This window comes from Xanthobacter sediminis (genome assembly GCF_043195015.1).
Taxonomy (GTDB): domain Bacteria; phylum Pseudomonadota; class Alphaproteobacteria; order Rhizobiales; family Xanthobacteraceae; genus Xanthobacter.
In genome coordinates, this window is sequence record NZ_JBAFWH010000003.1 from 207,506 (window position 1) to 232,517 (window position 25,012).

Consider the following 25,012-nt stretch of genomic DNA (forward strand, 5'->3'; position numbering starts at 1 on the left):
CGGCCCCCGCGGTGGGCGATGCTATAAGGCGCCATGCTTCCTTTCCTGCCCCTCTTCCGCCGCCTCCGCCACGGCCTCACGCTCGGGGTGCGGGTGCTCGCCACCGATGGCGAGGGCCGGCTGCTGCTGGTGAAGCACGGCTACACTCCCGGCTGGCACCTGCCCGGCGGCGGCGTGGACGTGGGCGAGAGCGCGGAGGCCGCCGCCCGGCGCGAGCTGAAGGAGGAGGCCAACGCCGAGGTGGAGGGCGCGCTGCGCCTGCACGGCCTCTTCTTCCACCCCTCCTACGGTGGGCGCGACCATGTGGCCTGCTTTCATGGGCAGGTGCGGCCGGGCCCCGCGCTGCCGCCGAACCTCGAGATCCTGGCCGCCACCTTCTTCCCGCTCGATGCCCTGCCGGAGGAGATCACGCCCGCCACCGGCCGGCGCATCGCCGAGTGGCGATCCGGGGCGTCACCGGGCGAGCGCTGGTAGCGCCCGCGGTTCCGAACCGGCAGCGTCGTCGCCACCGCCTTGCCAAGGCTGGCCCGGCCGCTTAAGTCCAGGCGAGGCGTGTTTCGATCTACGGCGCGCCCTCCGGCGCCGGCCGGGGTCCAGGGCAGGAGACACGCATGTCGCTCGACGCCGACCAGATCGTCGATCGCCGCAGGTTGCGCCGCAAGGTCACCTTCTGGCGCACGCTGGGTGTGCTCGCCGTGGTGGCGGCGCTGGCGGTGGGCATCGGCGTGCTCGCGCGGGAGCGGATGCCGGCCGGCAATCCCCATGTGGCGCGGGTGGTGATCGGCGGCCTCATCCGCAACGACCGGCCGCGGGTGGAGATGCTGGATGAGATCGGCCGCTCCGGCGCCCGCGCCGTCATCCTCGCCATCGACAGCCCCGGCGGCACCGTCACCGGCTCCGAGCAGCTCTATGACGCCCTGCGTCGCCTTGCCGCGAAGAAGCCGGTGGTGGCGGTGGTGGAGGGCGTCGGCGCCTCCGGCGCCTATATCGCCGCCCTCGGCGCCGACCACATCGTGGCGGGCCGCAACACGCTGGTGGGCTCCATCGGCGTCATCTACCAGTTCCCGAACGTCACCGAGCTGCTGAAGACGGTGGGCGTGACCATGGAGGACATCAAGTCCTCCCCTCTCAAGGCGGAGCCGAACCCCTATACGCCGGTGACGCCGCAGGCCCGTGCCGCCGTGGAATCCCTGGTGGCCGACAGCTACGGCTGGTTCAAGGGCCTGGTGGGCGAGCGGCGCCAGCTCACCGGCAGCGCGCTCGCCACCGTGTCAGACGGCCGCGTCTTCACCGGCCACCAGGGGCTGGAACTGCAGCTGGTGGACGAGATCGGCGACGAGCGCACCGCCCGCGCCTGGCTCGCGCGCGAGAAGGGCGTGCCGGAAAATCTGAAGGTGCGCACCTGGAGCACGGGGCGCGTGGGCAGCGAGTTCGGCTGGCTCCTGGGCCTCGGCCGTGCCGCCGCGGACGCGGCGGGTCTCCCGCAGCTCGCGGCGATTTTCTCGCAGGGCACACGCGCGGCCCTGGATCTTGTGCAGCTTGACGGCCTTTTGGCGCTCTGGCACCCTCCCGTCGAGAGATGATCGGGGTGCGGGCCTTTCAATAAAGGTCACGATCTTCTTCTATATCGGAACGTGTCCACCGCTCCCTGCGGATCGGTCGTGAGGGGAAATGAAGCCATCATGATCAAGTCCGAGCTCGTCCAGAAAATCGCGGAAGCCAATCCCCACCTCTACCAGCGGGATGTGGAGAACATCGTCAATGCCATCCTGGAGCAGGTCGTCTCCGCCCTGGAGCGCGGCGACCGGGTGGAGCTGCGCGGCTTCGGCGCCTTCTCCGTGAAGAAGCGCGAGGCCCGCGTGGGGCGCAATCCGCGCACCGGCAAGCAGGTGGACGTGAGCGAGAAGACCGTGCCCTACTTCAAGACGGGCAAGGAGATGCGCGAGCGTCTCAACGACGGGAAGTGATCCTCAGTGGCGCGTGTGCTGTCCGTACTCATCGGCCTGCCCGTGGCGGTCCTGGTCATCGCGCTGGCGGTGGCCAACCGGCGCGAGGTGCTGGTCTCCCTCGATCCCTTTTCCCCCGGAGCGCCGGTGCTCTCGGCGAGCCTGCCGCTCTATGCGGTGATCTTCGGGTCACTGCTGGTGGGCGTGGTGCTCGGCGGCACCGTGACCTGGGTGCGCCAGGGCCGCTTCCGCCGCGAGGCCCGCAAGGCCCGGCGTGAGCAGAAGGCCTCCGCGTCCGCCTCCGGCGGCCTGGGCCTTCCCGCGCCGCGCGGGTGAAGGGCCGCGCCGGGCGATCGCCTCCGGCGCCTTTCCGAATTTATGCCGGGAACGCCCATGAGCCTGTCTCATGGGGACGGCTGACCACGCCCGCGCGACGGCGGGGCGAAGTCCGCCTGATTCCGGTTAAAGCCGGGGCTGATGGTGTTTTCCGACGCGCGGCCGCCTGCCTGCGACGGGCTCCCGCCGGCGCGCTAAACCTGGGGGCGCCCCACCGCGGAAACACGCCGAGCCCTGGGGCTCCCCGCACCGGTGCCGTTCAGGCCGCCGCATCCAGGCTTGCGGCGATGCGGCGGGCTTCCGCCCGCTCGATCAGGAACTTCGCCACCAGCGTGAACAGCGCCACCGCCGCCAGCAGGGTCGCGGCCGCGAACGCCGCTACCACCTGGCTGTCCTCGTAAAGCAGCTCGATCTGGAGCGGCAGGGTCGAGGTCTGGCCGCGGATGTTGCCGGACACCACGGAGACGGCGCCGAACTCGCCCATCACCCGCGCGTTGCACAGGGCGGCGCCATAGAGCAGCGCCAGCCTCACGTTGGGCAGAGTCACCCAGCGCAGGGTCTGAAAGCCGGAGGCGCCGAGGCTCACCGCCGCCTCCTCCTCGTCGCGCCCCTGGGCCATCATCAGCGGCACCAGCTCGCGCACCACGAACGGCGCGGTGACGAACAGGCTGGCGAGGATGATGGCCGGCACCGCGAACATGATCTTGATGTCGTGCGCCGCCAGGAACGGCCCCAGCAGGCCCTGGGCCCCGTAGACGAACAGGTAGGCGACGCCGGCGACGATGGGCGAGATGGAGAAGGGCAGTTCCACCAGCGCCAGCAGCAGGCTGCGGCCGGGGAAGGTGAACTTGGTGACCGTCCACGCCGCAGCGATGCCGAACGCCACGTTCACTGGCACGCAGACAATTGCCGCGAACAGGGTGAGCCCCACCGCATGCAGCGTGTCCGGCCGCGCCAGGGCTTCGAGATAGGGGCCGAGGCCGCGCCGGAACGCCTCCACGAAGATGATCGCGAGCGGCGCCATCAGCACCAGCGCCGTCACCCCCAGCACCAGGCCAGTGAGGCCGATGCGGAACAGGGGCGCATCCCCCACCCGCACCCGGTAGCGGTTGAGCTGCCGCGCCATGCTCAGTCCTCCCCCACCGCGTGGCGCTGGTGCCAGGCCTGGATGAGATTGACCACCAGCAGCAGCACGAAGGCGACGGCGAGCAGGGTGACGGCGATCGCCGCCGCAGCCGCGTAATCGTATTCCTCCAGCCGGATATAGGTGAGCAGCGCCACGATCTCCGTGCGGAACGGCTGATTGCCGGCGATGAACACCACCGCGCCGAACTCGCCCAGCGAGCGCGCGAAGGCAAGCGAGGCGCCCGCGAGGAAAGCCGGGAACAGGGCCGGGAAGATCACCGAGCGGAAGATGCGCCCGTCGGCCGCGCCCAGGGTGGCGGCGGCTTCCTCCAGCTCCGGCTCCAGGTCCTCCAGCACCGGCTGCACGGTGCGCACCACGAACGGGATGGAGGTGAAGGCCATGGCGCAGGCAATGCCCGCCGGCGCATAGGCCACCTGGATGCCCAGCTGCGCCAGGGGGGCGCCGAACCAGCCGTTCTTGGCGAACAGGGTGGTGAGCGCGAGGCCCGCCACCGCCGTGGGCAGGGCGAAGGGCACGTCCACCAGCGCGTCGAGCAGGCGCTTGCCGGGAAACTCGTAGCGCACCAGCACCCAGGCCAAGGCAAGGCCGTACACCGCATTGAACGCGGTGGCCGCCGCCGCCGTGGCGAAAGTGACCTGGAACGAGGCCAGGGTGCGCGGCGAGGTGATGATGGCGATGTAACGGTGGAAGCCGACATCCGCCGATTTCAGCAGCAGCGCCGCGATGGGCAGCAGCACGATGAGGCCGAGGTAGGCGAGCGTCAGCCCCAGGGAGAGGCGGAAGCCGGGAATGACGCTGCGGCGGGCGGATCCGAGGGAAAGGAGCATGAAAAGCGGAGCATCGACGGTTGAGGCGGATCCGGGCGGCCTGCGCCGCGCCCCGGCGCGCCCGGCCTGACCGCCGGGGGTGGAGTCTCCTGGTGTTATGCCGGCATTTTCCGAATTTGTCATGCGCAACATGTGGAGGCGCGCAAAAACGGAATTTCTTCGTTAAATGAAGGCATGAAAAAGGGCCGCGCCGCAGGGGCCGGCCCTTCCATCTTCCGCGAGCGGAAAGCCCGACCTCAATAGCCGGGCAGGTCGAACGGGCCGGGCAGCGGCCAGCGCAGGCCGGTGATGGGGCCGGGGCCCACGGCCGAACCCTGGTAGTTCGGGAAATTGTAGTTCAGCGGCAGCGCGTAATCGAGGTAGGACTTGGAGCCGGGCTTTACCACGGTGCCCGCGTCCAGGTAGGAGCGCTGCTTCTCGATGGTGAGCTTGGTGCGCTTCTGGGTCTGCTGCGCATCGGCGGAGCCGGCGGCCGCGACCAAGCCGGCCAGCGCCACGGCCAGCGCGGCGGCAAGGGTGTGAAGCGGCGCGAAACGCATGGGACCCTCCTCGAAACGGCATTCCTGAAAATACCTGCCGTCCAGCTTGAATTAGGGCACTTGCGCGCCTCGCGCAAGGAAACCCCGCCGCGGCGCGGGCGTTCCAGTGGGGAGAAATTTCGCCCGTGGCGGGGTGGCAACACATTCGCGCGGCCTTCCCGAGCGTTCATCGGGGGTTGCGGCGGCGGCGCCCCTGCCCGGCGGCCCACGCAGGCCAGCGGCCTTGCAGGGGCGCTCCCCGCTGCCGATTTGATTCGGCGTAATTGAATCGCGCGCGCGTTCGTCATACAAGGCGCGTTCACCGGCCCCAAGGCCGGCAATCCCGAGGACGTTTCATGGGTTACAAGGTCGCCGTCGTCGGCGCCACGGGCAACGTGGGCCGGGAGATTCTCTCGATCCTCGCCGAGCGGGGCTTCCCCGCGGACGAGGTGGTCGCACTCGCATCGCGCCGCTCGCAGGGCACCGAGGTCTCGTACGGCGACAAAACCCTGAAGGTGAAGGCCCTCGACACCTACGACTTCTCCGACACCGACATCTGCCTGATGTCGGCCGGCGGATCCGTGTCGAAGGAATGGGCGCCGAAGATCGGCGCGCAGGGCTGCGTCGTCATCGACAATTCGTCCCAGTGGCGCACCGATCCGGACGTGCCGCTGATCGTGCCCGAGGTGAATGCGGACGCCATCACCGGCTTCAAGGCGAAGAACATCATCGCCAACCCCAACTGCTCCACCGCCCAGCTGGTGGTGGCGCTGAAGCCGCTGCACGACGCCGCCACCATCAAGCGCGTGGTGGTCTCCACCTACCAGTCCGTCTCCGGCGCGGGCAAGGACGGGATGGACGAGCTGTTCACCCAGACGCGGGCCATCTTCGTCTCCGATCCGGTGGAGCCGAAGAAGTTCCCGAAGCGCATCGCCTTCAACCTCATCCCGCAGATCGACGTCTTCCTGGACGACGGTTCGACCAAGGAAGAGTGGAAGATGGTGGTCGAGACCAAGAAGATCCTCGACCCCAAGATCAAGCTCACGGCCACCTGCGTGCGGGTGCCGGTGTTCATCTCCCACTCCGAAGCGGTGAACGTGGAGTTCGAGAAGGAGCTTTCCGCCGAGGATGCGCGCAAGATCCTGCGCGAGGCGCCGGGCATCCTGGTCATCGACACCCGCGAGCCGGGCGGCTACGCCACCCCGCACGAGGCGGCCGGCGAGGATGCCACCTACATCTCGCGCCTGCGCGACGACCCCACGGTGGAGAACGCCATCAACTTCTGGTGCGTCTCCGACAACCTGCGCAAGGGCGCGGCGCTGAATGCGGTGCAGATCGCCGAGGTGCTGGTGAACCGCAAGCTCGTCACGCCCCGCCGCCAGGCGGCGTGACGAACAGGAGACGGCCCTCCCCAGGAGGGCCGTTTTCGTCTGGGCCGGGCGCCGCGGGCGGCCCGCTGCCGATGCCTTTCCGATACAGGTGAAAGCCATGCCCCAGTCCCATCGTTCCGGCCACGAAGTGGACCCCAAGCTTCTGGAGATCCTCGTGTGCCCGCTCACCAAGGGCCCGCTCGAATATGATCGTGAGCGCCAGGAGCTGATCTCGCGGGCGGCGCGGCTCGCCTATCCCATTCGCGACGGCATCCCGATCATGCTCGCCGACGACGCCCGCCCCCTCGACGAGGCCGAGCTGGGCAAGTGAGCGCGGGGGGCGTGACGGTCGGCAGGCGATAGCCGGCCTGTGATGGCCGGCGCGGCCCCGGCGGGCGGCGGCGGCGCGGCGCTTGGGTGAAGCCCGCTTGGCCTTCGGCCTGGGTCCCCGTCGCCAAGGGCCTGAACCCGTCCCGCGCGCAGTCGCGAAATCAGCGCCCGACCTCCCCAGAACGCCAAGGGCCCGCCGGCAGGTGCCGGACGAGCCCTTTTTCTTGGCGGCGTTCGCCGGGATGCCCCGGCTGGCGCCTTCGTCCAAAGGCCGGCCAGCGGCCTCATGGGTCCCTGGTCAGGCCGGCACGGCGTTTGAGCGAAATCCGCCTGTGAACGCACATTGCCCGGCCCCGGCCCGAAGACCGGGGCCAATGGCGTCAGTGGTAGGTGCCGTCCTTGTAGTACATGCGCTCGGTTCCGCCCGGCGTCCGAAGCGTGAGGTCGCGCCAGCCGTTGGGGACCTCCTTGCCGGGGGCGAGGCCGAGGCCGATGAACTGCCCCATCACCCGCGGCTTGGCCGAAAGGTCCACCACGAACCATGTGCAGCCGGTCTCGCTGCACCAGGCGGGGTCGTTGAGGGTGATGATGGCTTCCGGCGCGCCGTCGCCGCTGAGGTCCACCTGGGTGACCTTCAGCTTGTCGGCCACCCGCTGGCCTTCCGCCTGGTCGACGAAGATGGCGGCGGCGATCTCGCGGGCGGGGGGAATGGCGCCGGCGCGGGCGGGCTTCGCGGCCTCGGCCGCGGTGGCGCTCGCCTGCGGGGCCGCCTGGGGTGCCGCCTGAACTGCAGCCTGGGGCGCGGCTTCCGACGGCTTGGGTGCGGCCTCGGCGGCAGCGGGCCTGGCGCTGGCCGGGGTGACCACCGGGGCGGGGGCGCCGCACGCGGCGATGGCCTTGCCCAGCAGCGCCGCGCCGGTATCAAGGGGCACCACGAGGGCGCCGGCCTTCTCGCCCACCTTCAGCTGCTTGCCGGCGCCGAGGGCCTTCACCAGCGGATCGGCGAGCCGCACCGGCGCCACTACTGCGCCACGCGGGCCGCCCTCGGCGTTCTCGTCCACGGCGATGCGGCCGCGCGCGGAGAAGCGCTTGCCGTCCACCTCCAGGGCGAGGGCGGCGTTGCGGCCGGGACGCGGGCGCGTCCCCTCGGGCAGGGGCGCCTGGATGAAGGGGCCGGAGGCGGCGCCGCAGCCGAGCACGAACAGCGCGATGCCGCCCGGCTCGCCGTAGGAGGCGCCGCGCAGCGGGGCCTGAAGCTCGCTCCAGGCCGGCTCCGCGCGGGCCGGCGCGGCCTGCGCCAGGCCTGCCAGCAGCGCGACCGCCATCATGCCTCCAGCGCCGCGCCGAAGAGCGTTCCGCAGCCCCTGTGCCGGCTGCGCGTCCTTCTCCGTCATGTATGAATCCGCCTCTTCGTTCGTGGTCGGCGCTCACGTCCCGCGCGCGGCGCCCCACCGGTGGCGCATATACGCCACCGCGAACGGGACCATCTGCGGCGAGATGTCCCTGACGTTGCGGACGATGGCCATTCCGGCCAGCTCGGGCAGGGCATCGGCGGCGAGGAAGGCATGGATGCGCCGGGCGGCGGCCTCCGCCGGCTCGCGCAGCACCAGTCGCCGCAGCAAGGCGAGGCGCGGCCCGTCGAATACGGCGGTGAAGCCCGCGTCCTGCGCCACGTCGGAGGGGCCGAGCCCGGTTTCCTCCGAAAGCTCGCGCCACAGGGAGGCATCGAGGTCGAGCCGCCCGTCGGCGGTGAGGTCGGAGGGGTCGGGGGTGCCGCCGGGAAAATAGATCCGCCCCGGCGAGGCGGTGTGGGCGCCCATCGTCCCCATGAGGAAGGCGCCGTCCGCCCCTTCCAGCGCCGCCTGGGCGAACACGTTGACCATGCCCAGGGCGGTGGGCCAGCCCTGCGCGCGCCACCACAGGAAGCTCGCGAAATCGGTGCGGCGCACGCGGCCCTCCAGCCGCCCGTCGGCGAAGCGGTAGCCGCGCAGCATCAGGATGTCGCCGTTCCACAGGTGCGGGTTGGCGGCCTGCCGCCGGGCGAAGGTGGCCTCGATCTCGGTGCGGCGGGCGTCGGCCTCGGGCCAGCCACCGTCCTCCAGGGTCAGGCAAAGCGAAAGGACCGGCGCCACGCGCCGGTCCTCCTCATGCTCATTGTGCCCGGCTGCGCCGGCGCTCACGCCGCGCTGTCCAGGGTCGGGTAGTCGAGATAGCCCTTGGCGCCGCCGCCATAGAGGGTGTCGCGGTCGAGCTCGTTCCAGGGCGCGTCGCGGCGCAGGCGCTCCACCAGGTCCGGATTGGCGATGAAGGGCCGGCCGAAGGCCACGAGGTCGGCCTTGCCCTCGGCCACCACCTGGGTGGCGAGCTTCAGGTCGTAGCCGTTGTTGACCATCCAGGCGCCGGTATAGCGCTTACGCAGCTCGTCGAAGGAGAAGTCCGGCGCGACGTCACGCGGGCCGCCGGTGGCGCCCTCCACCACGTGGATGTAGATGAGGCCGCGCTTCTGCAGCTCCTCCGCCACGTAATTGAACAGCGGCTGCGGGTTGCTGTCGGAGATGCCGTTGGCCGGCGAGACCGGGGAGAGGCGGATGCCGGTGCGCCCGGCGCCGATCTCGGCGACGATGGCGTCGGTCACCTCCAGCAGGAAGCGCGCGCGGTTCTCGATGGAGCCGCCGTAGGCGTCGGTGCGGGCGTTGGCGCCGTCCTTCAGGAACTGCTCGATCAGGTAGCCATTGGCGGCGTGGATCTCCACTCCGTCGAAGCCGGCCTTGATGGCGTTGGCCGCCGCGCGGCGATAGTCGGCGACGATGCCGGGGATCTCGGAGATCTCAAGGGCGCGGGGGGTGGAGGTGTCGGTGAAGGCGTTATTGACAAAGGTCTTGCCGCCGGAGCCGATGGCCGAGGGCGCCACCGGCGCCACCCCGCCCGGCTGCAGCGAGGTGTGGGAGACGCGGCCCACATGCCAGAGCTGGATCACGATATGGCCGCCCTTGGCGTGCACGGCATCGGTGATCTTGCGCCAGGCGGCCACCTGCGCGTCGGTGTAGATGCCGGGGGTGTCCTGATAGCCCTGGCCCTGTTGGCTGATCTGCGAGGCCTCGGTGACGATGAGGCCGGCGCTGGCGCGCTGGGCGTAATATTCCACCGCCAGCGGGCTCGGCACGAAGCCGGGCTCGGCGCGGTTGCGCGTCAGGGGCGCCATGACGACGCGGTTGGAAAGGGTGATGTCGCCGAGGCGGTAGCTGTCGAACAGGGACGGCGTGCTCGCAGTCATGAGAATTCCCTTCGGAAAGGCCCGGCTGCGGCCGGGCTGGATGATGCGATGCGGCGAACATAGGGTCCCTGCCGCCCCCGCCAAGGGGCGGACGACGGCCGGAGGGGCGATTTCACGCATTTCAAGGACGGGTTATTTCAATCGAAACCCATGAGCTGCGCCAATACATGGGCGCGCGGCCTTCAGGCATGGGCTTTCCGCCATTTCCCGTCATGTTTCGGGAAATGCGCGGGCGCGCGAGCGTCCGGCACCAGCGCGCCCGCAGCGCAGCCTGGACGACGCGCGAGCCTGCCGCAGGCGGGTGTCGGTTCGCGTGCGCGGCGGCGGCTCGGCGATGGCTCTCTTGGCGGAAGCGGCCGGGCTAGATGTGCAGCACGCCTTCGGCCACCAGCACGGCGCCGCCGCCGATGGTGGTGGTGCCGTCCACCAGCCGGCCGTCCTTTACGGTGAAGCCGAGGTCGATGCGGCTCGGGCGGCCCATCTCGAAGCCCTGGTCGATGCGCACCTTGTGGTGGCCGTCCACGCGGGTCTCGGCGTCCATGAGCACGGCCGGGAAGGCGGCGGCCGCCGCGCCGGTGGCCGCGTCCTCCAGCGTGCCGAGGCCGGGGGAGAACATGCGGGCGCGATAGTCGGCGTCCCCGTCCTCGTCCACGGTGTAGAGGAAGGTCGCGTCGCCGAAGGCGCCGATGCCGGCGATGGCCGCCGCTTCGTCCGGCCGTGCCCGCGCCAAGGCGGTGAGGTTGGCGAGCGGGATGCACAGGAAGGGCACGCCGGCGGACGCCACCACCGGCCGGTGGGCATCGAAGCCGATGTCCGAGGGGTCGAGGTTGAGCGCCTCGGCGCAGGCCTCGCGGGAGATGTCGGCGGGCTCCAGGGTCGCCCGGCGCGGCACGGTGAATACGGCGGTGCCCTTGCGCGAGCCGGCGCCCTGGGTGGTGACGGCGCAGCTCACGGTGCCGATGGGCTGCTCGATCTGCATGGTGCCCTTCTCCACCTTGTCCTCCAGCGCCAGCAGCACGGCGGTGCCCACCGTGGGGTGGCCGGCGAAGGGCATCTCGTGGGCGGTGGTGAAGATGCGGATGCGGGCGCGGTGGGATTTGTCGCGCGGGGGCAGCACGAACACCGTCTCGGACAGGTTGAACTCGCGTGCGACCTGCTGCATGGCCGCGTCGTCGAGCCCGTGCGCGTCGAGCACCACGGCAAGGGGATTGCCGCCGAAGGGGCGGGTGGTGAAGACGTCCAGCGTCACAAAACGGCGCGGCATGGCAAGGTCCGGGGCCAGGGTGAAGGTCGCGGGCGGGCGAGGGCTCGGAGTGGGGGACGCCATCGGCGGGGCGCCCTTCACCCGCATCCGGCGCCACAAAGTTGCCTCAAATGGCCAGGGGCGTGAAGACCCGCGAGGGCGTCACGAACTCCTCCTGGGCCTCCACCAGCAGCAATTCGCGCGAGTGTGCTTTTTCGGTCCTCGCCAGAAGCCCGAAAATGGAGGAGGCGGCGGCCGCGAGCGCTGCCGCCGTGCTGCCCGTGCGCTTCACGTGGAAATAGAACAAGGCGGCGATGGCGTCGCCCGCCCCGTTCGGCGACACGTCGAGCCGCGGCGTGCGCACCAGGAAGCGACCGTCCGGCCCGGAGGCGAGCAGGTCGATGGAATCGGCGGGCGTCTCGGTGGTGTGGAGGCTGGTGACAAGGACCACCCGCGGGCCGGCGGCGTGCAGCGCCGCGCAGGCGGCCGCCGCGCCGGCCCGGTCCGTGGCCTTATGGCCGGAGAGCAGCTCCAGCTCGAACTGGTTGGGGGTGATGACCTCGGCCGCCGGCACCGCCTGCTCGCGCATGAACTCGGGGATGCCCGGCCGCACGAAGATGCCCCGGCCCACGTCGCCGATGACGGGATCGCAGCAATAATCCGCCTCGGGGTTCGCGCCGCGCACGCGCGCCACCGCGTCGAGGATGGCGGCGCCGATGTCGGCCGAGCCCATGTAGCCGGAGAGCACGCCGTCGCAGCGCGGCAGCGCGCCGCGCTCGGCGATGCCCTCCAGCAGGTCCGAGATCATGCCGGCCTCGAACACCTGGCCGCGCCAGGCGCCGTAGCCGGTGTGGTTGGAGAACTGCACGGTGTGGATGGGCCACACCTCCACCCCCAGGCGCTGCAGCGGGAAGACGGCGGAGGCATTGCCCACATGCCCGTAAGCGACGTGGGACTGGATCGACAGGAGGTTCATGAGGTCGGCCGGCGCAAGTGGAAGCCCTTTTCGCCGTTACTCCCGCCCGCCGCGCGGGACAAATGGAATTTCGTCATGGCGACCGGTGCCGCCGCTGATGGATGCTGCCCGGCGGCCGGCCTTACGCCTTGCGCGCGGCGAGCACGCGGCGCGTGGCGGCGGTCACGAGCCGTCGCGGCGCGAGGCGGGCGCCGAGCACGAGCAGCCGGTTCGCGAACCCAGCCACCGCCACGCGCCGCCCGGCGGCCATGGCCCGGTAGCCGCAGTCCGCCACCGCCTCGGGGGTCGCCATGATGCCGTCGGACAGGGCCGTGCGCATCCAGCCTGCGCGCGCGAAGAAGCGGGTGGCGGTGGCGCCGGGGCACAGGGCGGTCACCGTCACCGGGCTGCCCGCCAGTTCCTCGGCCACCGCCTCGGAGAAGGAGAGCACGTAGGCCTTGGTGGCGCCGTAGACGGCGGCGTTGGGCAGGGGCGCGAACGAGCCGGTGGAGGCGACGTTCAGGATGCGCCCCGCGCCCCGCGCGCGCATGCCGGGCAGCACCGCCGCCGTGAGGCGGGTGAGCGCGGCGACGTTGGTGTCGATCATCGCAAGGGCAAGGCCGGGGTCCGCATCGGCGAAGGAGCCGTAGGCGCCGAAGCCGGCATTGTTGACGAGCACGTCCGGCACCTGGGCGGAGAGGTCGGAGGCGAGATCCTCCAGCGCGTAGGCATCGGCGAGGTCCACCTGCCGCACCGCCACCCGCCGGCCGAGATCGGCCACCATGCCCGCCGCTTCATCGAGCCTCTGCGCGTCGCGGCCCACCAGCACCAGGTCGTATCCCTCCCGTGCCAGCCGCAGCGCCAGGGCGAGGCCGATACCGCTCGACGCCCCCGTCACCACGGCGAAGCGCATGGGGGAACGGGCGGGAATATCCTTCGGCAACGCGACCTCCTCGATACGCAGGGGGACCGGCGCGGGCCGGCGCGGGCAGTGTAGCCGACCGGAGCGGCATGCCGCAGGGGCATTCCGTGCGACCAAAGGTGCCCGGATGCCGGGTGCGTACATGTGCTGCGGAAACGGGCGACGGCATGCTTGCCGCTTAGGGGGCCGCGGATCTAGAGAAACGGGGGAGCCCGTGGCCGCGCCGCGGCGGGCGGGCACCTTTTCGCCATGCCGGCGGCGTTCATTCGGCCTGAAGGCGACACGCCTGCCGCCCGTTCTTCGAGACATGCCCGTGCCCCATCCTCTCCGCCACCGCGCCGCTTTCGCCTGCCTCCTCGCCGCTGTGGTTGCGGGCGGATCCGGGGGCGCGTGGGCGGCAGGGCCGGCCTGCTATCCGGCCGATGCCCTGGCGGCGCGGCCGGGGGAGGAGCGGGTGGAGCCGCATCCGCGCGGCGAGCCGGTCACCTTGCCGGCGCTCGCGCTTGCGCCCGCCACGCCGGTTCCGGCCGCCCTGCGCGGCTCCATCCGCCGGGTGGAGCTGCCGGCGGGGGTGAAGCTCGTGGCCCTCACCTTCGACCTGTGCGAGGCCTCGGCCGAGCGCTCCGGCTATGATGGCGCCATCGTCGATTTCCTGCGGGCGCAGGATGTGCCGGCCACCTTCTTCGGCGGCGGCAAGTGGCTGATGAGCCACCCCGAGCGCGGCGCCCAGCTCATCGCCGACCCCGCCTTCGAGATGGGCAACCACACCTGGTCCCACGCCAACCTCACGGTGCGCGCCGGCGAGGAGATGCAGCGGCAGGTGGACGATGCCGACGTCGCCTTCGCCATGCGCCGCTCCGATGCCCAGGCCAAGGGCTGCGGCATTTCCGCGGTGCCGGCGCGCCCGGCGCTGTTCCGCTTCCCCTATGGCTCGTGCAGCGCCGAGTCCCTCGCCTATGTGAACGATACCGGCCACCTCGCCATCCAGTGGGACGTGGATTCGGGCGATCCGGCGCTTTTGGGCGCGAAGGTGATGGCGGACGACATGCTGCGGCAGATCAGGCCCGGCTCCATCGTGCTCATGCACGCCAATGGGCGCGGCAAGCACACGGCCGAGGCGCTCGGCCGGCTGGTGCCGGCGCTGCGCGCCAAGGGCTACCGTCTCGTGACCGTCTCCGAGCTGCTGGCCGCCGGCCGCCCGGTGATCGCCGACACATGCTATTCCATGAAGCCGGGCGACACCCGCGTCTATGACGAGGCCGCGCGCGCGGGCCGGCGGGTCCTGCCGGTGCGCTGAGCGCGAGGGCAGCGGGGACGTTCCCGCCGCCGCGTCTTCGATGCGTCTTCCTTCCTTCGGGCTGGCCGCCTTCAGATCATGCCCAGGATGATCGCGCCGATGACGCCAAAGGCGGCGCACGTCTCAAGTACGGTGACGAGTTCCGATATCATCGGGTGACCCCGCTGGATCGATGCTGGAACGGACGTTACCAAATCCTGAATCCACTTGAAGCGGGATTCTGTGCTGCGGCGCGGATGCTGTCCCTCGTGCCGCGAAGACCGGTGGCGCACGAGCCTTTGACTTTGCGGCATCCGGGGCGTTGCTGCAGTGCGTGATCGCCATTTCGTGCATGCAAATGTATTCTTTTTCGGCTGTCACATGAGTGTTGCGCACCCGGATTAGGGCCTCCGTGACGCAACGGAGTGACCCGATGCTTGTGATCGAGGGCCTCGGTCGCCGTTTCGGCGACAAGGCGGCCGTGTCCGATGTGAACCTCGAGATCGCCCACGGGGCGTTCGTGGGGGTGATCGGGCGTTCCGGCGCGGGCAAGTCCACGCTCCTGCGCATGGTCAACCGCCTGCAGGACCCCTCCTGCGGCCGCATCCTGTTCGACGGGCGGGACGTGACCGCTCTCAAGGGGCCGGCCCTGCGCCAGTGGCGCGCCCAGGCGGCTATGATCTTCCAGCAGTTCAATCTGGTGGGCCGGCTCGACGTGCTCACCAACGTGCTCATGGGCCGCCTCGCCGGCGTGCCCACCTGGCGGGCGCTCACCAAGATGTGGAGCCGAGAGGACCGGGCGGTGGCCCTTTCCGCCCTCGAGCAGTTCGACATCGCCGGCCTCGCCGCCCAGCGGGCGGACAGCCTCTCCGGCGGCCAGCAGCAGCGCGTGGCCATCGCCCGCGCCCTGGCCCAGGAACCAGGGCTCATCCTCGCCGACGAGCCCATCGCCTCCCTCGACCCGCGCAACACCAAGATCGTGATGGATGCGCTGCTGCGCATCAACAAGCACTTCGGCATCACGGTGCTGTGCAACCTGCATTCCCTCGATCTCGCCCGCACCTATTGCGACCGCCTGGTGGGCATGGCGCAGGGCCGCGTGGTGTTCGACGGCGCGCCCGAGGCGCTCACCGACGACGTGGCGCGTGACCTCTACGGCCTGGAGGCCGGCGAGGTGATGGAGGCGGCTCCCGTCGCGGTCCCCGCGGCCGCGGCCCTCCAGGTGCCCGATACCGCGCTCGCCTGAGCGCTGTTCCTGCCTTCCGCGTGGGCCCGAGGCGCCACGCTCCAGACGGGTTTCGTCCGGCCGCGGCGCCCGTCTCGACACACGGCCGGATGTCCGCCCTCCGCCGGGCCGGCGGCCCGGAGGAGCATGGCGAACCACGCATTTCCACGCCCGCTGTCCCTTTGCGTCCATCCTTCGACCGGAGTCGAACCATGCTGAACCGTCGTACCCTGATCGCGGCTGCCGCCGCGCTCGCCTTCTCGGCCGGCGCCGCCGCCGCGCAGGACTACAAGGCCAAGTATCCCGAGCTCACCTTCGCCATCATCCCGGCGGAGAACGCCACCGGCGTCACCGAGCGTTACGCGCCGCTGATGGCCTATCTCACCAAGGAGCTGGGCGTCCCCGTGACCCTGCGCATCGCCAACGACTATGCGGCGGTGATCGAGGGCCAGCGCGCCGGCAATATCCAGATCGCCTCCTACGGCCCCGCCTCCTTCGCCCGCGCGCTCAAGACCGGCGTGCCGGTGGAGGCGTTCGCCATCGAGGTGAATGCGGACGGCACCAAGGGCTACCACTCGGTGCTCTACGTGAAGAAGGACAGCCCCTATAAGTCCATCGAGGACCTGAAGGGCAAGAACCTCTGCCTCGTCGATCCCAATTCCACCTCCGGCAACAACGTGCCGCGCTACGCCCTGAACAAGATGGGCCTCAAGCCCGACGAGTTCTTCGGCAAGGTGGTCTATGCCGGCTCCCACGAGAACGCCGTGCTGGCCGTGCAGCAAGGCACCTGCGACGCCGCCTTCAACTGGTGGAACGACGAGCAGGAATCCGCCCTCAAGCGCATGGAGCGCAAGGGCATGGCCAAGTATGACGACTACCGCATCATCTACACCTCCGACCTCATCGTGAACTCGCCCTACGCCTATCTCTCCACCCTGCCGCCGGAGCTGAAGGCGAAGATCCGCGACGCGTTCTTCAACATCGAGAAGAACGACAAGGCCGCCTTCGACAAGATCTACGAAGGCAAGCAGCAGATGTGGCAGCCCGTGGACAACGAGGCCTACACGCCGGTGGTGGAGCTCATCACCTTCGTGGACAACCTGCGCAAGCAGAAGAACTGAACCCGCGTCACGCGGACTTGGCCAGACGCCCGTGAGAAAAGCTCACGGGCGTCTGGTGTGTGTTTTCGCATCGACGTTTTTCGCGCGAGCCGGCATCCGCTTCGCCTGAACCCGCCCCGGAGAGGCGCCCTTGCCCCACGCCGTTCCCGTCCTGCCCGACGACCAGCTCGCGCCCATGCTCGCCCGCTATGACATGGCGGTGCGCGCGCGGCGGCGCCATTCGCTCATGGCGGCGGCGGTGGTGGTGGTGTGCATCCTGCTGTCCGGCTGGATGGGCGAGGTGCGGCCGCTGGTGTTCATCGCCCACATCGACCGGCTGCCCAACTATTTCTGGAGCATCCTGCCCACGCTCCACTGGAACACGCTCCCCGCCGACCTTGCCGAATGGTACTGGAATCTCGACCACTGGCTGAAGCTGCTGGTGGACACCATCCTGATCGCCTATCTCGGCACGCTGCTCGGCGGCATCGGGGCATTCGTGCTGTGCTTCCTCGCCAGCGCCAACCTGGTGGGGAACCCCTTCATCCGCGTCACGGCGCGGCGCTTCCTGGAATTCTGCCGCACGGTGCCGGAGCTGGTGTTCGCGCTGCTGTTCGTGGTGGCGTTCGGGCTCGGCCCGCTGCCCGGGGTGCTGGCGCTCGCCATCCACACCATGGGGTCGCTGGGCAAGCTGTTCGCGGAGGTGGTCGAGAATATCGACATGAAGCCGGTGGAGGGGGCCACCGCCTCCGGCGCCTCCTGGATGCAGAGCGTGCGCTTCGCCGTGGTGCCGCAGGTGGCCTCCAACTTCGCCTCCTACGGCCTGCTGCGGTTCGAGATCAACGTGCGCGAGGCATCCATCATGGGCTTCGTGGGCGCCGGTGGCATCGGCCAGGATCTCATCGAGGCGATCCGCAAATTCTATTATTCCGATGTCTCGGCCATCCTGCTGCTCATCATCGCCACGGTGATGGTCATCGACCTCCTGACCGAGCAGCTTCGCCACCGCCTGATCGGGCTGGAGGACCGCCGATGAGCCGTGCACGCTTCACCCTGGGCGCGGCCGACCACGCGCGCCTCGACGCCGCCTTCCCCGCCGCCATGCGCCCCTCGCCGGGCGGGCGGGTGCGGGCGGCGCTGCTGGTGATCCTGGCGGCGGCGGTGGCGGTCTATGCCTTCTGGCGGCTGGGCTTCAGCCTGGAGCGGCTCGGCTCCGGCATGGGGCAGCTCGCCCATTTCGTGGTCATGATGTTCCCGCCCGATCCGGGCACCCAGCTGCCGCTCTACATCCACGCCTTGGGCGAGACACTGGCCATCGCCTTCCTCGGCACCCTCGGCGGGGCGCTGCTGGCGGCGCCGTTCGGCTTCCTGGCGGCCAAGAACGTCATTCCGAACATCTTCGCCCATTTCGCGGTGCGCCGCGTGCTCGACACCGTGCGCGGGGTGGATCGCCTCATTTGGGCGCTGATCTACGTGACGGTGGTGGGCCTCGGCCCGTTCGCGGGCATCCTGGCCATCGCCACCGCCAGCTTCGGCGAGCTGGGCAAGCTGTTCTCGGAAGCGGTGGAGGCGCTCGACCGCAAGCCCGTGGAGGGGGTGGTCTCCACCGGCGGCTCGGCGCTCGAAGGGGTGCGCTTCGGCATGCTGCCCCAGGTGCTGCCCGTGCTGGCGAGCCAGCTTCTCTATTATTTCGAATCCAACTCCCGCCAGTCCACCATCGTCGGCATCGTCGGCGCCGGCGGCCTCGGCCTGCACCTCGCGGAGCAGATCCGGGTGCTGGAGTGGCAGAAGGTGTCGTTCCTGGTGCTGATGATGCTGGTGATGGTGGGGGTGATCGACTTCATCTCCTCGCGCCTGCGCTTCGCCATCATCGGCAAGGCCCGCATCACCACCTGAGGCGGGCGGGGCGGTTCCGCCGCGCGATGGTCGCCGCGGGTGATCGCGCAAGGCGCCTCACGCCGGGGCCTGCCTCCAGGGCCTTCGGCACCAGCCCGCGCGGCCTGTGCGCGTCACCCATTCTGCCGGTGGAAGTCCGGCGCCGGGGGCCTCAATAGAGCGCGGCGCGGTAGCGGCTCTCCATGTCCTCCTGGCTCTCGGCGGGGCCGCCTCGGCCGATCTGGTCGCGCAGCATCTCGCCCATGGTGGGCAGTGCCTCGCGTGGCATCTGGGCGGCGATGCTCCAGAGGCTGGAGCGCATGAACGCCTTGGCGCAGTGCAGGAAGGCCTCCTCCACCTCCACCGCGATCACCGTGCGCGGCGCGCGTCCCGCCACCGCGAAGCGCTCGCGCAGCTCCGCATCGTCGCGGATGGCGGCGCGGCCGTTCACGCGCAGGGTCTCGTTCACGCCGGGAATGAGGAACAGCAGCCCCACCCGCCCGTTGGAGAGGATGTTGCAAAGGCTGTCGAGCCGGTTGTTGCCCGGCCGGTCGGGAATCAGCAGGCGCGTCTCCTCCGCCGCCACGAAGCCGGGCGCGTCGCCGCGCGGGGAGACGTCGGCGGCGCCCGCCGCGTCGCAGGTGGCGATCAGCACGAACGGGCTGAGGCCGATGAAGCGGCGGCAGTGGGGGTCGAGACGCGCCAGCACCTTGTCCCGGGCGCGGCCGGCGGGCATGCCGTAGAGCCGGCGCAGCTCCTCGATGGTCTCGATGCGGGCCATGGGGGATCTCCGGCGTTCAGGGCTTGAACACGAGCTGCACGCGGTCGGCCGCGAACGAGGAGCGGCCCCATTGCAGGGGGCGCCCGTTGGGCTCCACATCCACCCGTTCCAGCACGATCACCGAGCGCCCGGCGGCGATGGAGAGCAGTTCCATCTCGCGGGCGCCGGCGGGGCGGGCGGTGATGCGGGTCTCGCGGCGGCGGAAATCCCCGATGCCCAGGGTGGCGAGCGCCCGCGTGAGCGAGCCGGTGGCGGCATAGACGAGGTCGAGGTCCGGGCAGCGCTCCGCCACGAACCAGGCGGTGCCATAGGAGATGGGCACTCCGTCCGCCTCATGGATGCTCTCGATGCGCAGCACCGCCGTGCCCTCGGCCACGGCCAGCTCGCGCGCTGCCTCCGCGTCCGCCGGCTCGACGCGCGCGCCCAGGAAGCGGCCGAACGGCCAGCGCCCCTCGGCGCTCACGATCTCCGAGAAGCGGGTGCGCGGGCCGATGGGATAGCGCAGCGGCGGCGCCTTCACGAAGGTGCCGCGCCCGGCGGTGGCCTCGATGAGCCCGGCTTCGGCCAGCGCGGCGAGGGCCCGGCGCAGGGTGTGGCGGTTGACGCCGAAGGCGCTCGCCAGCTCCGCCTCCACCGGCAGGCGCTCGCCCGGCTGCCAGCGCCCGGCGGCGATGTCGGCCTCCAGGCGCTCGGCGATCTGCCGCCAGAGGGTGACGCCCGTGCCGCGCGGCACGGCCGCCTCGGCCGGCGCTTCGTCCGTCATCTGGCTGTGACCCTCGGCCTCCACACTCTTGGGCGATCCCGGCACGCGCTGTTCCCCCCGATTGTTCGGCGTCTTGCACATTTGTATAGACGAATAGACAAATTGAGTCTAGTGAAGCGTCCATGAAGCCGCCGCGCGGTTCGCGGCCGTGCGATCCACCAGCCTTCGGGAACGCCATGACCCTGGACCACGCCAGCGCGCCTTCGCCGGCCGCGCCCGCCGTTCCTTCCCCCGCCGCCGCGTCCGACGAGATCGTCGCCCGGCAGGCGCTGATGGCGCTCCTTGCCCGCGCCACCCTCGGTGAGCTGCGCGCGGCGCTCGAGCGCTTCAAGCCGCTGCCGAAGCTGCGTGACCTGCGCCCGGCCGAGGTGGGGCTGGTGATGGTGCAGGGCCGCGCCGGCGGCGACGGCGGCCCCTTCAACTTGGGCGAGGCCACGGTGACCCGCGCCGCGGTGCAGGTGGAGGGCGGCGCCACTGGCGTCTCCTATTTGCTCGGCCGCGCGCCGGAGCGCGCCCGCGCCGCCGCCGTGCTCGACGCCCTGTGGCAGGACCCGGCGCTGCGCATCGCGGTGGACGACGCCGTGCGCCCGGTGCGCCGGCGCCTCGCCGCCGAAGCCGCCACCGCCCAGGCCGAGGCCGAGGCCACCAAGGTGAACTTCTTCACCATGACGCGGGGTGAGGACTGATGACCGCCTTCGCCTCCGGCCTCGCGGCCGGCTTCACCGACCCGGTGCGCGATGCCCAGCGGACCTTCGCCGCCCTCATGCGGGCCATGGCCGAGCCGGGCCTCGTGATGCCGCTCGCGGCCGACCTCGCTCCGCCCGCCCCCCTCTCGCCGGAGCTGGCGGCGGTGGCCCTGGCGCTGCTCGATTACGAGACCCCGGTGTTCCTGGAAGGCGCGCTCGCGCGGCCGGAGGTGGAGGATTTCCTGCGCTTCCACACGGGAGCGCCGCGCGCGGTGGCGCGGGCGGATGCCCGCTTCGCCTTCTTCGCCGCGGGAGCGGAGCTGCCACCGTTCGATGCCTTCGCCCGAGGCGAGGCGGACAATCCGGACCGCTCCGCGACCCTGGTGGTGGCGGTGGAGCGGTTCGAGGCCGGGCCGCTGCTGCTGGCGGGGCCGGGCATCGCGGGTGAGCGCGCGTTCGGCGCCGTGCCTCTGCCGGCCGATTTCGCCGCGCGGCTGGCCGCCAATGCGGCGGGCTTTCCGCTCGGCGTCGATGTCATCCTGTGCGCGCCCGGCGCGGTGGCGGCCCTGCCGCGCACCGTACGACCCGTGGCGCGCGCGTCCGTGGGCGTCTGAGCGGCGCCGCAGAACGGGAGGGAGAGCCCATGTACGTGGCGGTGAAGGGCGGGGAAGAGGCCATCCGCAATGCGCACGCGCTGCTCGCGCGGCGGCGGCGGGGCGATCCGGGCGTGCCGGAAATCGGGCTCGACCAGATCGCCGAGCAGCTCGGCCTCGCGGTGGACCGGGTGATGGCGGAAGGCTCGCTCTACGACCGCGAGTTGGCGGCCCTCGCCATCAAGCAGGCGCGCGGCGATCTGATCGAAGCGATTTTCCTGGCGCGGGCGTTCCGCACCACCCTGCCGCGCTTCGGCGCGAGCCTGCCGGTGGACACCGGCGCCATGCGCATCGCCCGGCGCATCTCCGCCACCTACAAGGACCTGCCCGGCGGGCAGGTGCTGGGGCCCACCTTCGACTACACCCACCGCCTGCTGGACCCGCGCCTCGCCACCTGGGCCGGGCGGGAAGAGGCGCCCGAGGCCGGAACCGCGACCGCGGAGCTGGCGGCCGACAGGGCCATCGCCCCGGCCGGCGCGGCGCCCGAGGAGGGTGCGGGCGAGGATGCGGCCATGCCCGCCCCCGCCACCATGCCCCGCGTCACCGATCTGCTCGGCGGCGAGGGGCTCATCGAGCCCTCGCCCGCCGATGACGGCGCCGCGCCGCCCGATCTCACCCGCGCCCCGCTCTCCTTTCCCGCCGACCGGCCGCTGCGGCTGCAGGCGTTGGCGCGGGGCGACGAGGGCTTCCTGCTGGCGCTCGGCTATTCCAGCCAGCGCGGCTATGCCCGCACCCATCCGTTCGTGGGCGAGATCCGCTTCGGCACGGTGGAGGTGAGCCTGTTCGCGGAGGAGCTGGGCTTCGCCGTGCCGCTGGGCGACATCGCCCTCACCGAATGCCAGAGCGTAAACCAGTTCAAGGGTTCGGCCAGCGTGCCGCCCCAGTTCACGCGCGGCTACGGGCTGGTGTTCGGCCAGAGCGAGCGCAAGGCCATGTCCATGGCACTGGTGGACCGCACCCTGCGCCACGCCGAGCTGGGCGAGGAGCAGACTGCCCCGGCGCAGGACGAGGAATTCGTGCTCTCCCACTGCGACAATGTGCAGGCCACGGGCTTCGTGGAGCACCTGAAGCTGCCCCACTACGTGGATTTCCAGGCCGAGCTGGAACTGGTGCGCCGCATGCGCGCCGAGCAGGCGCACGGCGCCGAACCCCGGAAGGAGGCCGCCGAATGAACGCCCCGATACCAGCCCCTCAGGTACCAGCCCCTCAAGCTTCGAGCGCGCCCGCGGCCATGCCGGCCATCTCCTACAACTTCGCCTATCTCGACGAGCAGACGAAGCGGATGATCCGCCGGGCGATCCTGAAGGCCATCGCCATCCCCGGCTACCAGGTGCCCTTCGCCGGCCGCGAGATGCCCATGCCCTACGGCTGGGGCACCGGCGGCGTGCAGGTGACGGCCGCCATCCTCGGCGCCGACGACGTGCTGAAGGTGATCGACCAGGGCTCGGACGACACCACCAACGCGGTCGCCATCCGCACCTTCTTCGAGACCACGGCGGGGGTCGCCACCACCACCCGCACCGGGGACGCCACCGTCATCCAGACCCGCCACCGCATTCCCGAGGCGCCGCTGAAGGCCGGGCAGGTGCTGGTCTATCAGGTGCCGATCCCCGACCCCCTGCGCTTCCTGGAGCCGCGCGAGACCGAGACGCGCCGCCTGCACGGGCTCGCCGACTACGGTTTGATTCACGTGAAACTCTACGAGGACATCGCCCGCCACGGCCACATCGCCACCACCTATGCCTATCCGGTGACGGTGAACGGCCGCTACGTGATGGACCCCTCGCCCATCCCCAAGTTTGACAATCCGAAGATGCACATGAGCCCGGCCCTGCAATTGTTCGGCGCCGGGCGCGAGAAGCGCATCTATGCGGTGCCGCCCTACACCAGCGTGGTGCCGCTGGACTTCGAGGACCATCCCTTCGCGGTGCAGCGCTTCGCACAGCCCTGCGCCCTGTGCGGCGCGGAGGGGGTCTATCTCGACGAGGTGATCCTCGACGATGCCGGGGGGCGCATGTTCGTGTGCTCGGATACCGACCATTGCGCCACCCGGCAGGCGGAGGGCCACACCGGCGTCATGAGCGCGCCCTACGCCCCGGCCGCACCCGCCGCCGCTCCCCCGGCCGCGCCGGCCGAGGCCCTCTCCTCAACCCCCGCCGCCGCGGGAGGTCGCCCGTGAACGCCCCCCTTTCCCCGGCCGGCGCGGCGGACACCCCGCTCCTGGTCGCGCAGGGCCTCACCCGCCGCTATGGCGCGCGGCTCGGCTGCGGCGACGTGAACCTCACCCTCTACCCCGGCGAGGTGCTCGCCATCGTGGGCGAATCCGGTTCCGGCAAGTCCACCCTGCTGGGCCTGCTCTCCACCGAGCTCGCCCCCAGCGCCGGCCGCGTGCTCTACCGCATGCGCGACGGCGTGACGCGCGACCTCGCCGCCCTCTCCGAGGGCGAGCGGCGCCTGCTGCTGCGCACCGACTGGGGATTCGTGCGCCAGCATGCGGAGCAGGGGCTGCGCATGGCCGTTTCCGCCGGCGGAAACGTGGGCGAGCGGCTGATGGCGGTGGGCGAGCGCCACTACGGCCGCATCCGCGCCGAGGCCGTCGACTGGCTGGGCCGGGTGGAGATCTCGCCCGATCGCATCGACGACGACCCGCGCACCTTCTCCGGCGGCATGCGCCAGCGCCTGCAGATCGCGCGGAACCTCGTCACCCGCCCGCGCCTCGTGTTCATGGACGAGCCCACCGGCGGGCTCGACGTTTCCGTGCAGGCGCGCCTGCTCGACCTCATCCGCCAGCTCGTGGCCGAGTTCGGCCTCGCAGTGGTGATCGTCACCCACGACCTCGCGGTGGCGCGGCTGCTCTCCCACCGCATCATGGTGATGAAGGCCGGCCACGTGATCGAGGAGGGCCTCACCGACCAGGTGCTCGACGACCCGCGCGAGCCCTATACCCAGCTCCTCGTCTCCTCGGTGCTCACGCCATGACCGCCTCGGCTTCTGCGCCCGCTTCCGCGCTTCGTTCCGCTTCGCCGCCCGCCGGCGCGCCGCGCCCGCTGCTGGCGGTGGAGGACATCGCCAAGCGCTTCACGCTGCACCTCCAGGGCGGGGTGGAGCTGCCGGTGGTCTCCGGCGCGGCGTTCGAGGTGTTCGCCGGGGAATGCGTGGCCCTGGGCGGGCCCTCGGGCGCCGGCAAGAGCTCCATCCTGAAGATGGTCTACGGCAACTACCGCACCGATGCCGGCCGCATCCTGGTGGACGACGGCGGCACCGTGGTGGACGTGGCGCGGGCCGACGCCCGCCGCCTCATCCGCCTGCGGCGCGAACGCATCAGCTATGTCAGTCAGTTCCTGCGGGTCATCCCGCGTGTTCCCGCCCTCGACGTGGTGGCCGAGCCGCTCCTGGCCGAAGGGGTGGAGCGGGAGGAGGCGCGCGCCCGCGCCGGGCGGCTGCTCGCCCGGCTCAACCTGCCGGAGCGCCTGTGGCGTCTGCCGCCGGCCACCTTCTCCGGCGGCGAGCAGCAGCGGGTGAACGTGGCGCGCGGCTTCATCGGCGCCCAGCCGCTGCTGCTGCTGGACGAGCCCACCGCCTCCCTCGACGCCGCCAACCGCGCGGTGGTGGTGGAGCTCATCGCCGAGAAGAAAGCCGCCGGCTGCGCCCTGCTCGGCATTTTCCACGACGCCGACACCCGCGCGGCGGTGGCCGACCGGGTGGTGGATGTCACCCGCTTCTCCGCCTGAGCGCGCCGCCGGCGCGCCGTCCATCGGCGGCCCCCGCCGCGCGCCGGGGCCGCA

General features: G+C 71.1%; 28 protein-coding genes. 17 read left to right on the forward strand and 11 right to left on the reverse strand.

The genetic code is table 11. The features are described from left to right. Nucleotides 1-33 precede the first annotated feature (33 nt). The 4 genes from V5F61_RS04985 (at nucleotide 34) to V5F61_RS05000 (ending at nucleotide 2,282) form a co-directional block, all read left to right on the forward strand. Nucleotides 34-474 (forward strand): NUDIX domain-containing protein, encoded by a 441-nt coding sequence (locus V5F61_RS04985; RefSeq protein WP_393987647.1) that lies wholly within the window; start codon nucleotides 34-36, stop codon nucleotides 472-474. Between the two features lie 137 nt (nucleotides 475-611). Then, nucleotides 612-1,583 carry a signal peptide peptidase SppA gene (gene sppA / locus V5F61_RS04990; RefSeq protein ID WP_393987646.1) on the forward strand — a complete coding sequence of 324 codons (972 nt, stop codon included), beginning with the start codon at nucleotides 612-614 and terminating at the stop codon, nucleotides 1,581-1,583. Between the two features lie 99 nt (nucleotides 1,584-1,682). After that, a complete protein-coding gene (locus tag V5F61_RS04995) occupies nucleotides 1,683-1,967 on the forward strand; it encodes an integration host factor subunit beta (protein ID WP_393987645.1) in 285 nt (94 codons plus the stop codon). Between the two features lie 6 nt (nucleotides 1,968-1,973). Then, nucleotides 1,974-2,282, forward strand: coding sequence for a lipopolysaccharide assembly protein LapA domain-containing protein (locus tag V5F61_RS05000; protein WP_393987644.1), 309 nt, complete (start codon nucleotides 1,974-1,976; stop codon nucleotides 2,280-2,282). Between the two features lie 259 nt (nucleotides 2,283-2,541). Here the strand turns inward: V5F61_RS05000 and cysW are convergent, their stop codons facing one another. From cysW to V5F61_RS05015, 3 genes are all read right to left on the reverse strand, one after another. Next, nucleotides 2,542-3,408 carry a sulfate ABC transporter permease subunit CysW gene (gene cysW / locus V5F61_RS05005; RefSeq protein ID WP_393987643.1) on the reverse strand — a complete coding sequence of 289 codons (867 nt, stop codon included), beginning with the start codon at nucleotides 3,406-3,408 and terminating at the stop codon, nucleotides 2,542-2,544. 2 nt (nucleotides 3,409-3,410) lie between these two features. Next, on the reverse strand, nucleotides 3,411-4,256 hold the full coding sequence (gene cysT / locus V5F61_RS05010; RefSeq protein WP_393987642.1) for a sulfate ABC transporter permease subunit CysT: 846 nt from the start codon (nucleotides 4,254-4,256) through the stop codon (nucleotides 3,411-3,413). Nucleotides 4,257-4,492: 236 nt separating this feature from the next. Further along, complete coding sequence (locus V5F61_RS05015; RefSeq protein ID WP_393987641.1) at nucleotides 4,493-4,795, reverse strand: hypothetical protein; 303 nt, start codon at nucleotides 4,793-4,795, stop codon at nucleotides 4,493-4,495. Nucleotides 4,796-5,130: 335 nt separating this feature from the next. Here V5F61_RS05015 and V5F61_RS05020 point away from each other — a divergent pair, with 335 nt between their 5' ends. Beyond that, complete coding sequence (locus tag V5F61_RS05020) at nucleotides 5,131-6,165, forward strand: aspartate-semialdehyde dehydrogenase (RefSeq protein WP_393987640.1); 1,035 nt, start codon at nucleotides 5,131-5,133, stop codon at nucleotides 6,163-6,165. A 97-nt stretch (nucleotides 6,166-6,262) separates the two neighbouring features. Next, on the forward strand, nucleotides 6,263-6,475 hold the full coding sequence (locus V5F61_RS05025; protein ID WP_393987639.1) for a Trm112 family protein: 213 nt from the start codon (nucleotides 6,263-6,265) through the stop codon (nucleotides 6,473-6,475). Between the two features lie 379 nt (nucleotides 6,476-6,854). Here V5F61_RS05025 and V5F61_RS05030 read toward each other — a convergent pair whose 3' ends face one another. The 6 genes from V5F61_RS05030 to V5F61_RS05055 all read right to left on the reverse strand — a co-directional run bounded on the left by V5F61_RS05030 (nucleotide 6,855) and on the right by V5F61_RS05055 (nucleotide 12,889). Beyond that, nucleotides 6,855-7,868: a hypothetical protein gene (locus V5F61_RS05030; RefSeq protein WP_393987638.1), complete on the reverse strand. Its 1,014-nt coding sequence runs from the start codon at nucleotides 7,866-7,868 to the stop codon at nucleotides 6,855-6,857. Nucleotides 7,869-7,901: 33 nt separating this feature from the next. Further along, the gene (locus V5F61_RS05035) at nucleotides 7,902-8,654 is read right to left on the reverse strand and encodes an NUDIX hydrolase (RefSeq protein ID WP_394104013.1); all 753 of its coding nucleotides are present in this window, start codon (nucleotides 8,652-8,654) and stop codon (nucleotides 7,902-7,904) included. Beyond that, a complete protein-coding gene (locus V5F61_RS05040) occupies nucleotides 8,651-9,748 on the reverse strand; it encodes an alkene reductase (protein WP_393987636.1) in 1,098 nt (365 codons plus the stop codon). The genes V5F61_RS05035 and V5F61_RS05040 overlap by 4 nt, the downstream gene beginning before the upstream one ends. A 361-nt stretch (nucleotides 9,749-10,109) precedes the next feature. Further along, complete coding sequence (locus tag V5F61_RS05045) at nucleotides 10,110-11,012, reverse strand: PhzF family phenazine biosynthesis protein (protein WP_393987635.1); 903 nt, start codon at nucleotides 11,010-11,012, stop codon at nucleotides 10,110-10,112. Between the two features lie 106 nt (nucleotides 11,013-11,118). Continuing rightward, nucleotides 11,119-11,967: a pyridoxal kinase PdxY gene (gene pdxY, locus V5F61_RS05050; RefSeq protein ID WP_393987634.1), complete on the reverse strand. Its 849-nt coding sequence runs from the start codon at nucleotides 11,965-11,967 to the stop codon at nucleotides 11,119-11,121. 121 nt (nucleotides 11,968-12,088) lie between these two features. After that, nucleotides 12,089-12,889, reverse strand: a complete 801-nt coding sequence (locus tag V5F61_RS05055) for an SDR family NAD(P)-dependent oxidoreductase (RefSeq protein ID WP_393987633.1) — start codon at nucleotides 12,887-12,889, stop codon at nucleotides 12,089-12,091. Nucleotides 12,890-13,181: 292 nt separating this feature from the next. Between V5F61_RS05055 and V5F61_RS05060 the strand changes: the two genes are divergently transcribed. From V5F61_RS05060 to phnE (V5F61_RS05080), 5 genes are all read left to right on the forward strand, one after another. Then, a complete protein-coding gene (locus tag V5F61_RS05060; RefSeq protein ID WP_393987632.1) occupies nucleotides 13,182-14,165 on the forward strand; it encodes a polysaccharide deacetylase family protein in 984 nt (327 codons plus the stop codon). A 412-nt stretch (nucleotides 14,166-14,577) separates the two neighbouring features. After that, a complete protein-coding gene (gene phnC, locus V5F61_RS05065; protein ID WP_393987631.1) occupies nucleotides 14,578-15,390 on the forward strand; it encodes a phosphonate ABC transporter ATP-binding protein in 813 nt (270 codons plus the stop codon). 191 nt (nucleotides 15,391-15,581) lie between these two features. Further along, entirely contained in the window at nucleotides 15,582-16,490 is a 909-nt protein-coding gene (gene phnD / locus V5F61_RS05070; protein WP_393987630.1) for a phosphonate ABC transporter substrate-binding protein, read from the forward strand. Nucleotides 16,491-16,620: 130 nt separating this feature from the next. Continuing rightward, nucleotides 16,621-17,505 (forward strand): phosphonate ABC transporter, permease protein PhnE, encoded by an 885-nt coding sequence (gene phnE, locus V5F61_RS05075; protein ID WP_393987629.1) that lies wholly within the window; start codon nucleotides 16,621-16,623, stop codon nucleotides 17,503-17,505. Continuing rightward, on the forward strand, nucleotides 17,502-18,365 hold the full coding sequence (gene phnE / locus V5F61_RS05080; RefSeq protein WP_393987628.1) for a phosphonate ABC transporter, permease protein PhnE: 864 nt from the start codon (nucleotides 17,502-17,504) through the stop codon (nucleotides 18,363-18,365). Before phnE (V5F61_RS05075) ends, phnE (V5F61_RS05080) begins: the two co-directional genes overlap by 4 nt. A gap of 151 nt (nucleotides 18,366-18,516) precedes the next feature. Here phnE (V5F61_RS05080) and V5F61_RS05085 read toward each other — a convergent pair whose 3' ends face one another. Both V5F61_RS05085 and phnF read right to left on the reverse strand, forming a co-directional pair. Then, complete coding sequence (locus tag V5F61_RS05085) at nucleotides 18,517-19,125, reverse strand: pyridoxamine 5'-phosphate oxidase family protein (protein ID WP_393987627.1); 609 nt, start codon at nucleotides 19,123-19,125, stop codon at nucleotides 18,517-18,519. A 16-nt stretch (nucleotides 19,126-19,141) separates the two neighbouring features. Then, on the reverse strand, nucleotides 19,142-19,888 hold the full coding sequence (gene phnF / locus V5F61_RS05090) for a phosphonate metabolism transcriptional regulator PhnF (RefSeq protein WP_393987626.1): 747 nt from the start codon (nucleotides 19,886-19,888) through the stop codon (nucleotides 19,142-19,144). Between the two features lie 176 nt (nucleotides 19,889-20,064). On the opposite strand from phnF, the gene phnG reads away from it, so the two are divergent. From phnG to phnL, 6 genes are read left to right on the forward strand one after another with little or no spacing between them, the layout of a single operon-like run. Further along, complete coding sequence (phnG, locus tag V5F61_RS05095) at nucleotides 20,065-20,574, forward strand: phosphonate C-P lyase system protein PhnG (protein WP_393987625.1); 510 nt, start codon at nucleotides 20,065-20,067, stop codon at nucleotides 20,572-20,574. Then, nucleotides 20,574-21,188, forward strand: a complete 615-nt coding sequence (gene phnH, locus V5F61_RS05100) for a phosphonate C-P lyase system protein PhnH (RefSeq protein ID WP_393987624.1) — start codon at nucleotides 20,574-20,576, stop codon at nucleotides 21,186-21,188. Before phnG ends, phnH begins: the two co-directional genes overlap by 1 nt. Nucleotides 21,189-21,217: 29 nt before the next feature. Continuing rightward, nucleotides 21,218-22,399: a carbon-phosphorus lyase complex subunit PhnI gene (locus V5F61_RS05105; RefSeq protein ID WP_393987623.1), complete on the forward strand. Its 1,182-nt coding sequence runs from the start codon at nucleotides 21,218-21,220 to the stop codon at nucleotides 22,397-22,399. 59 nt (nucleotides 22,400-22,458) lie between these two features. After that, nucleotides 22,459-23,406, forward strand: coding sequence for an alpha-D-ribose 1-methylphosphonate 5-phosphate C-P-lyase PhnJ (locus tag V5F61_RS05110; RefSeq protein WP_393987728.1), 948 nt, complete (start codon nucleotides 22,459-22,461; stop codon nucleotides 23,404-23,406). Beyond that, nucleotides 23,403-24,206 (forward strand): phosphonate C-P lyase system protein PhnK, encoded by an 804-nt coding sequence (phnK, locus tag V5F61_RS05115; RefSeq protein WP_393987622.1) that lies wholly within the window; start codon nucleotides 23,403-23,405, stop codon nucleotides 24,204-24,206. The genes V5F61_RS05110 and phnK overlap by 4 nt, the downstream gene beginning before the upstream one ends. Continuing rightward, nucleotides 24,203-24,958 (forward strand): phosphonate C-P lyase system protein PhnL, encoded by a 756-nt coding sequence (gene phnL, locus V5F61_RS05120; protein WP_393987621.1) that lies wholly within the window; start codon nucleotides 24,203-24,205, stop codon nucleotides 24,956-24,958. The genes phnK and phnL overlap by 4 nt, the downstream gene beginning before the upstream one ends. Nucleotides 24,959-25,012 lie beyond the last annotated feature (54 nt).

Bases quoted from the DNA above. Each gene is read 5' to 3' on its own strand.
- V5F61_RS05020 (WP_393987640.1), top strand. From the start codon at position 5,131: ATGGGTTACAAGGTCGCCGTCGTCGGCGCCACGGGCAACGTGGGCCGG.
- phnF (WP_393987626.1), bottom strand. From the start codon at position 19,888: ATGACGGACGAAGCGCCGGCCGAGGCGGCCGTGCCGCGCGGCACGGGC.
- V5F61_RS05105 (WP_393987623.1), top strand. From the start codon at position 21,218: ATGTACGTGGCGGTGAAGGGCGGGGAAGAGGCCATCCGCAATGCGCAC.
- V5F61_RS05025 (WP_393987639.1), top strand. From the start codon at position 6,263: ATGCCCCAGTCCCATCGTTCCGGCCACGAAGTGGACCCCAAGCTTCTG.
- V5F61_RS04995 (WP_393987645.1), top strand. From the start codon at position 1,683: ATGATCAAGTCCGAGCTCGTCCAGAAAATCGCGGAAGCCAATCCCCAC.
- cysW (WP_393987643.1), bottom strand. From the start codon at position 3,408: ATGGCGCGGCAGCTCAACCGCTACCGGGTGCGGGTGGGGGATGCGCCC.
- pdxY (WP_393987634.1), bottom strand. From the start codon at position 11,967: ATGAACCTCCTGTCGATCCAGTCCCACGTCGCTTACGGGCATGTGGGC.
- cysT (WP_393987642.1), bottom strand. From the start codon at position 4,256: ATGCTCCTTTCCCTCGGATCCGCCCGCCGCAGCGTCATTCCCGGCTTC.
- phnL (WP_393987621.1), top strand. From the start codon at position 24,203: ATGACCGCCTCGGCTTCTGCGCCCGCTTCCGCGCTTCGTTCCGCTTCG.
- V5F61_RS05045 (WP_393987635.1), bottom strand. From the start codon at position 11,012: ATGCCGCGCCGTTTTGTGACGCTGGACGTCTTCACCACCCGCCCCTTC.
- V5F61_RS05110 (WP_393987728.1), top strand. From the start codon at position 22,459: ATGCCGGCCATCTCCTACAACTTCGCCTATCTCGACGAGCAGACGAAG.
- sppA (WP_393987646.1), top strand. From the start codon at position 612: ATGTCGCTCGACGCCGACCAGATCGTCGATCGCCGCAGGTTGCGCCGC.
- V5F61_RS05085 (WP_393987627.1), bottom strand. From the start codon at position 19,125: ATGGCCCGCATCGAGACCATCGAGGAGCTGCGCCGGCTCTACGGCATG.
- phnC (WP_393987631.1), top strand. From the start codon at position 14,578: ATGCTTGTGATCGAGGGCCTCGGTCGCCGTTTCGGCGACAAGGCGGCC.
- V5F61_RS05040 (WP_393987636.1), bottom strand. From the start codon at position 9,748: ATGACTGCGAGCACGCCGTCCCTGTTCGACAGCTACCGCCTCGGCGAC.
- V5F61_RS05015 (WP_393987641.1), bottom strand. From the start codon at position 4,795: ATGCGTTTCGCGCCGCTTCACACCCTTGCCGCCGCGCTGGCCGTGGCG.
- V5F61_RS05030 (WP_393987638.1), bottom strand. From the start codon at position 7,868: ATGACGGAGAAGGACGCGCAGCCGGCACAGGGGCTGCGGAACGCTCTT.
- phnG (WP_393987625.1), top strand. From the start codon at position 20,065: ATGACCCTGGACCACGCCAGCGCGCCTTCGCCGGCCGCGCCCGCCGTT.
- V5F61_RS04985 (WP_393987647.1), top strand. From the start codon at position 34: ATGCTTCCTTTCCTGCCCCTCTTCCGCCGCCTCCGCCACGGCCTCACG.
- phnH (WP_393987624.1), top strand. From the start codon at position 20,574: ATGACCGCCTTCGCCTCCGGCCTCGCGGCCGGCTTCACCGACCCGGTG.
- phnD (WP_393987630.1), top strand. From the start codon at position 15,582: ATGCTGAACCGTCGTACCCTGATCGCGGCTGCCGCCGCGCTCGCCTTC.
- phnE (WP_393987628.1), top strand. From the start codon at position 17,502: ATGAGCCGTGCACGCTTCACCCTGGGCGCGGCCGACCACGCGCGCCTC.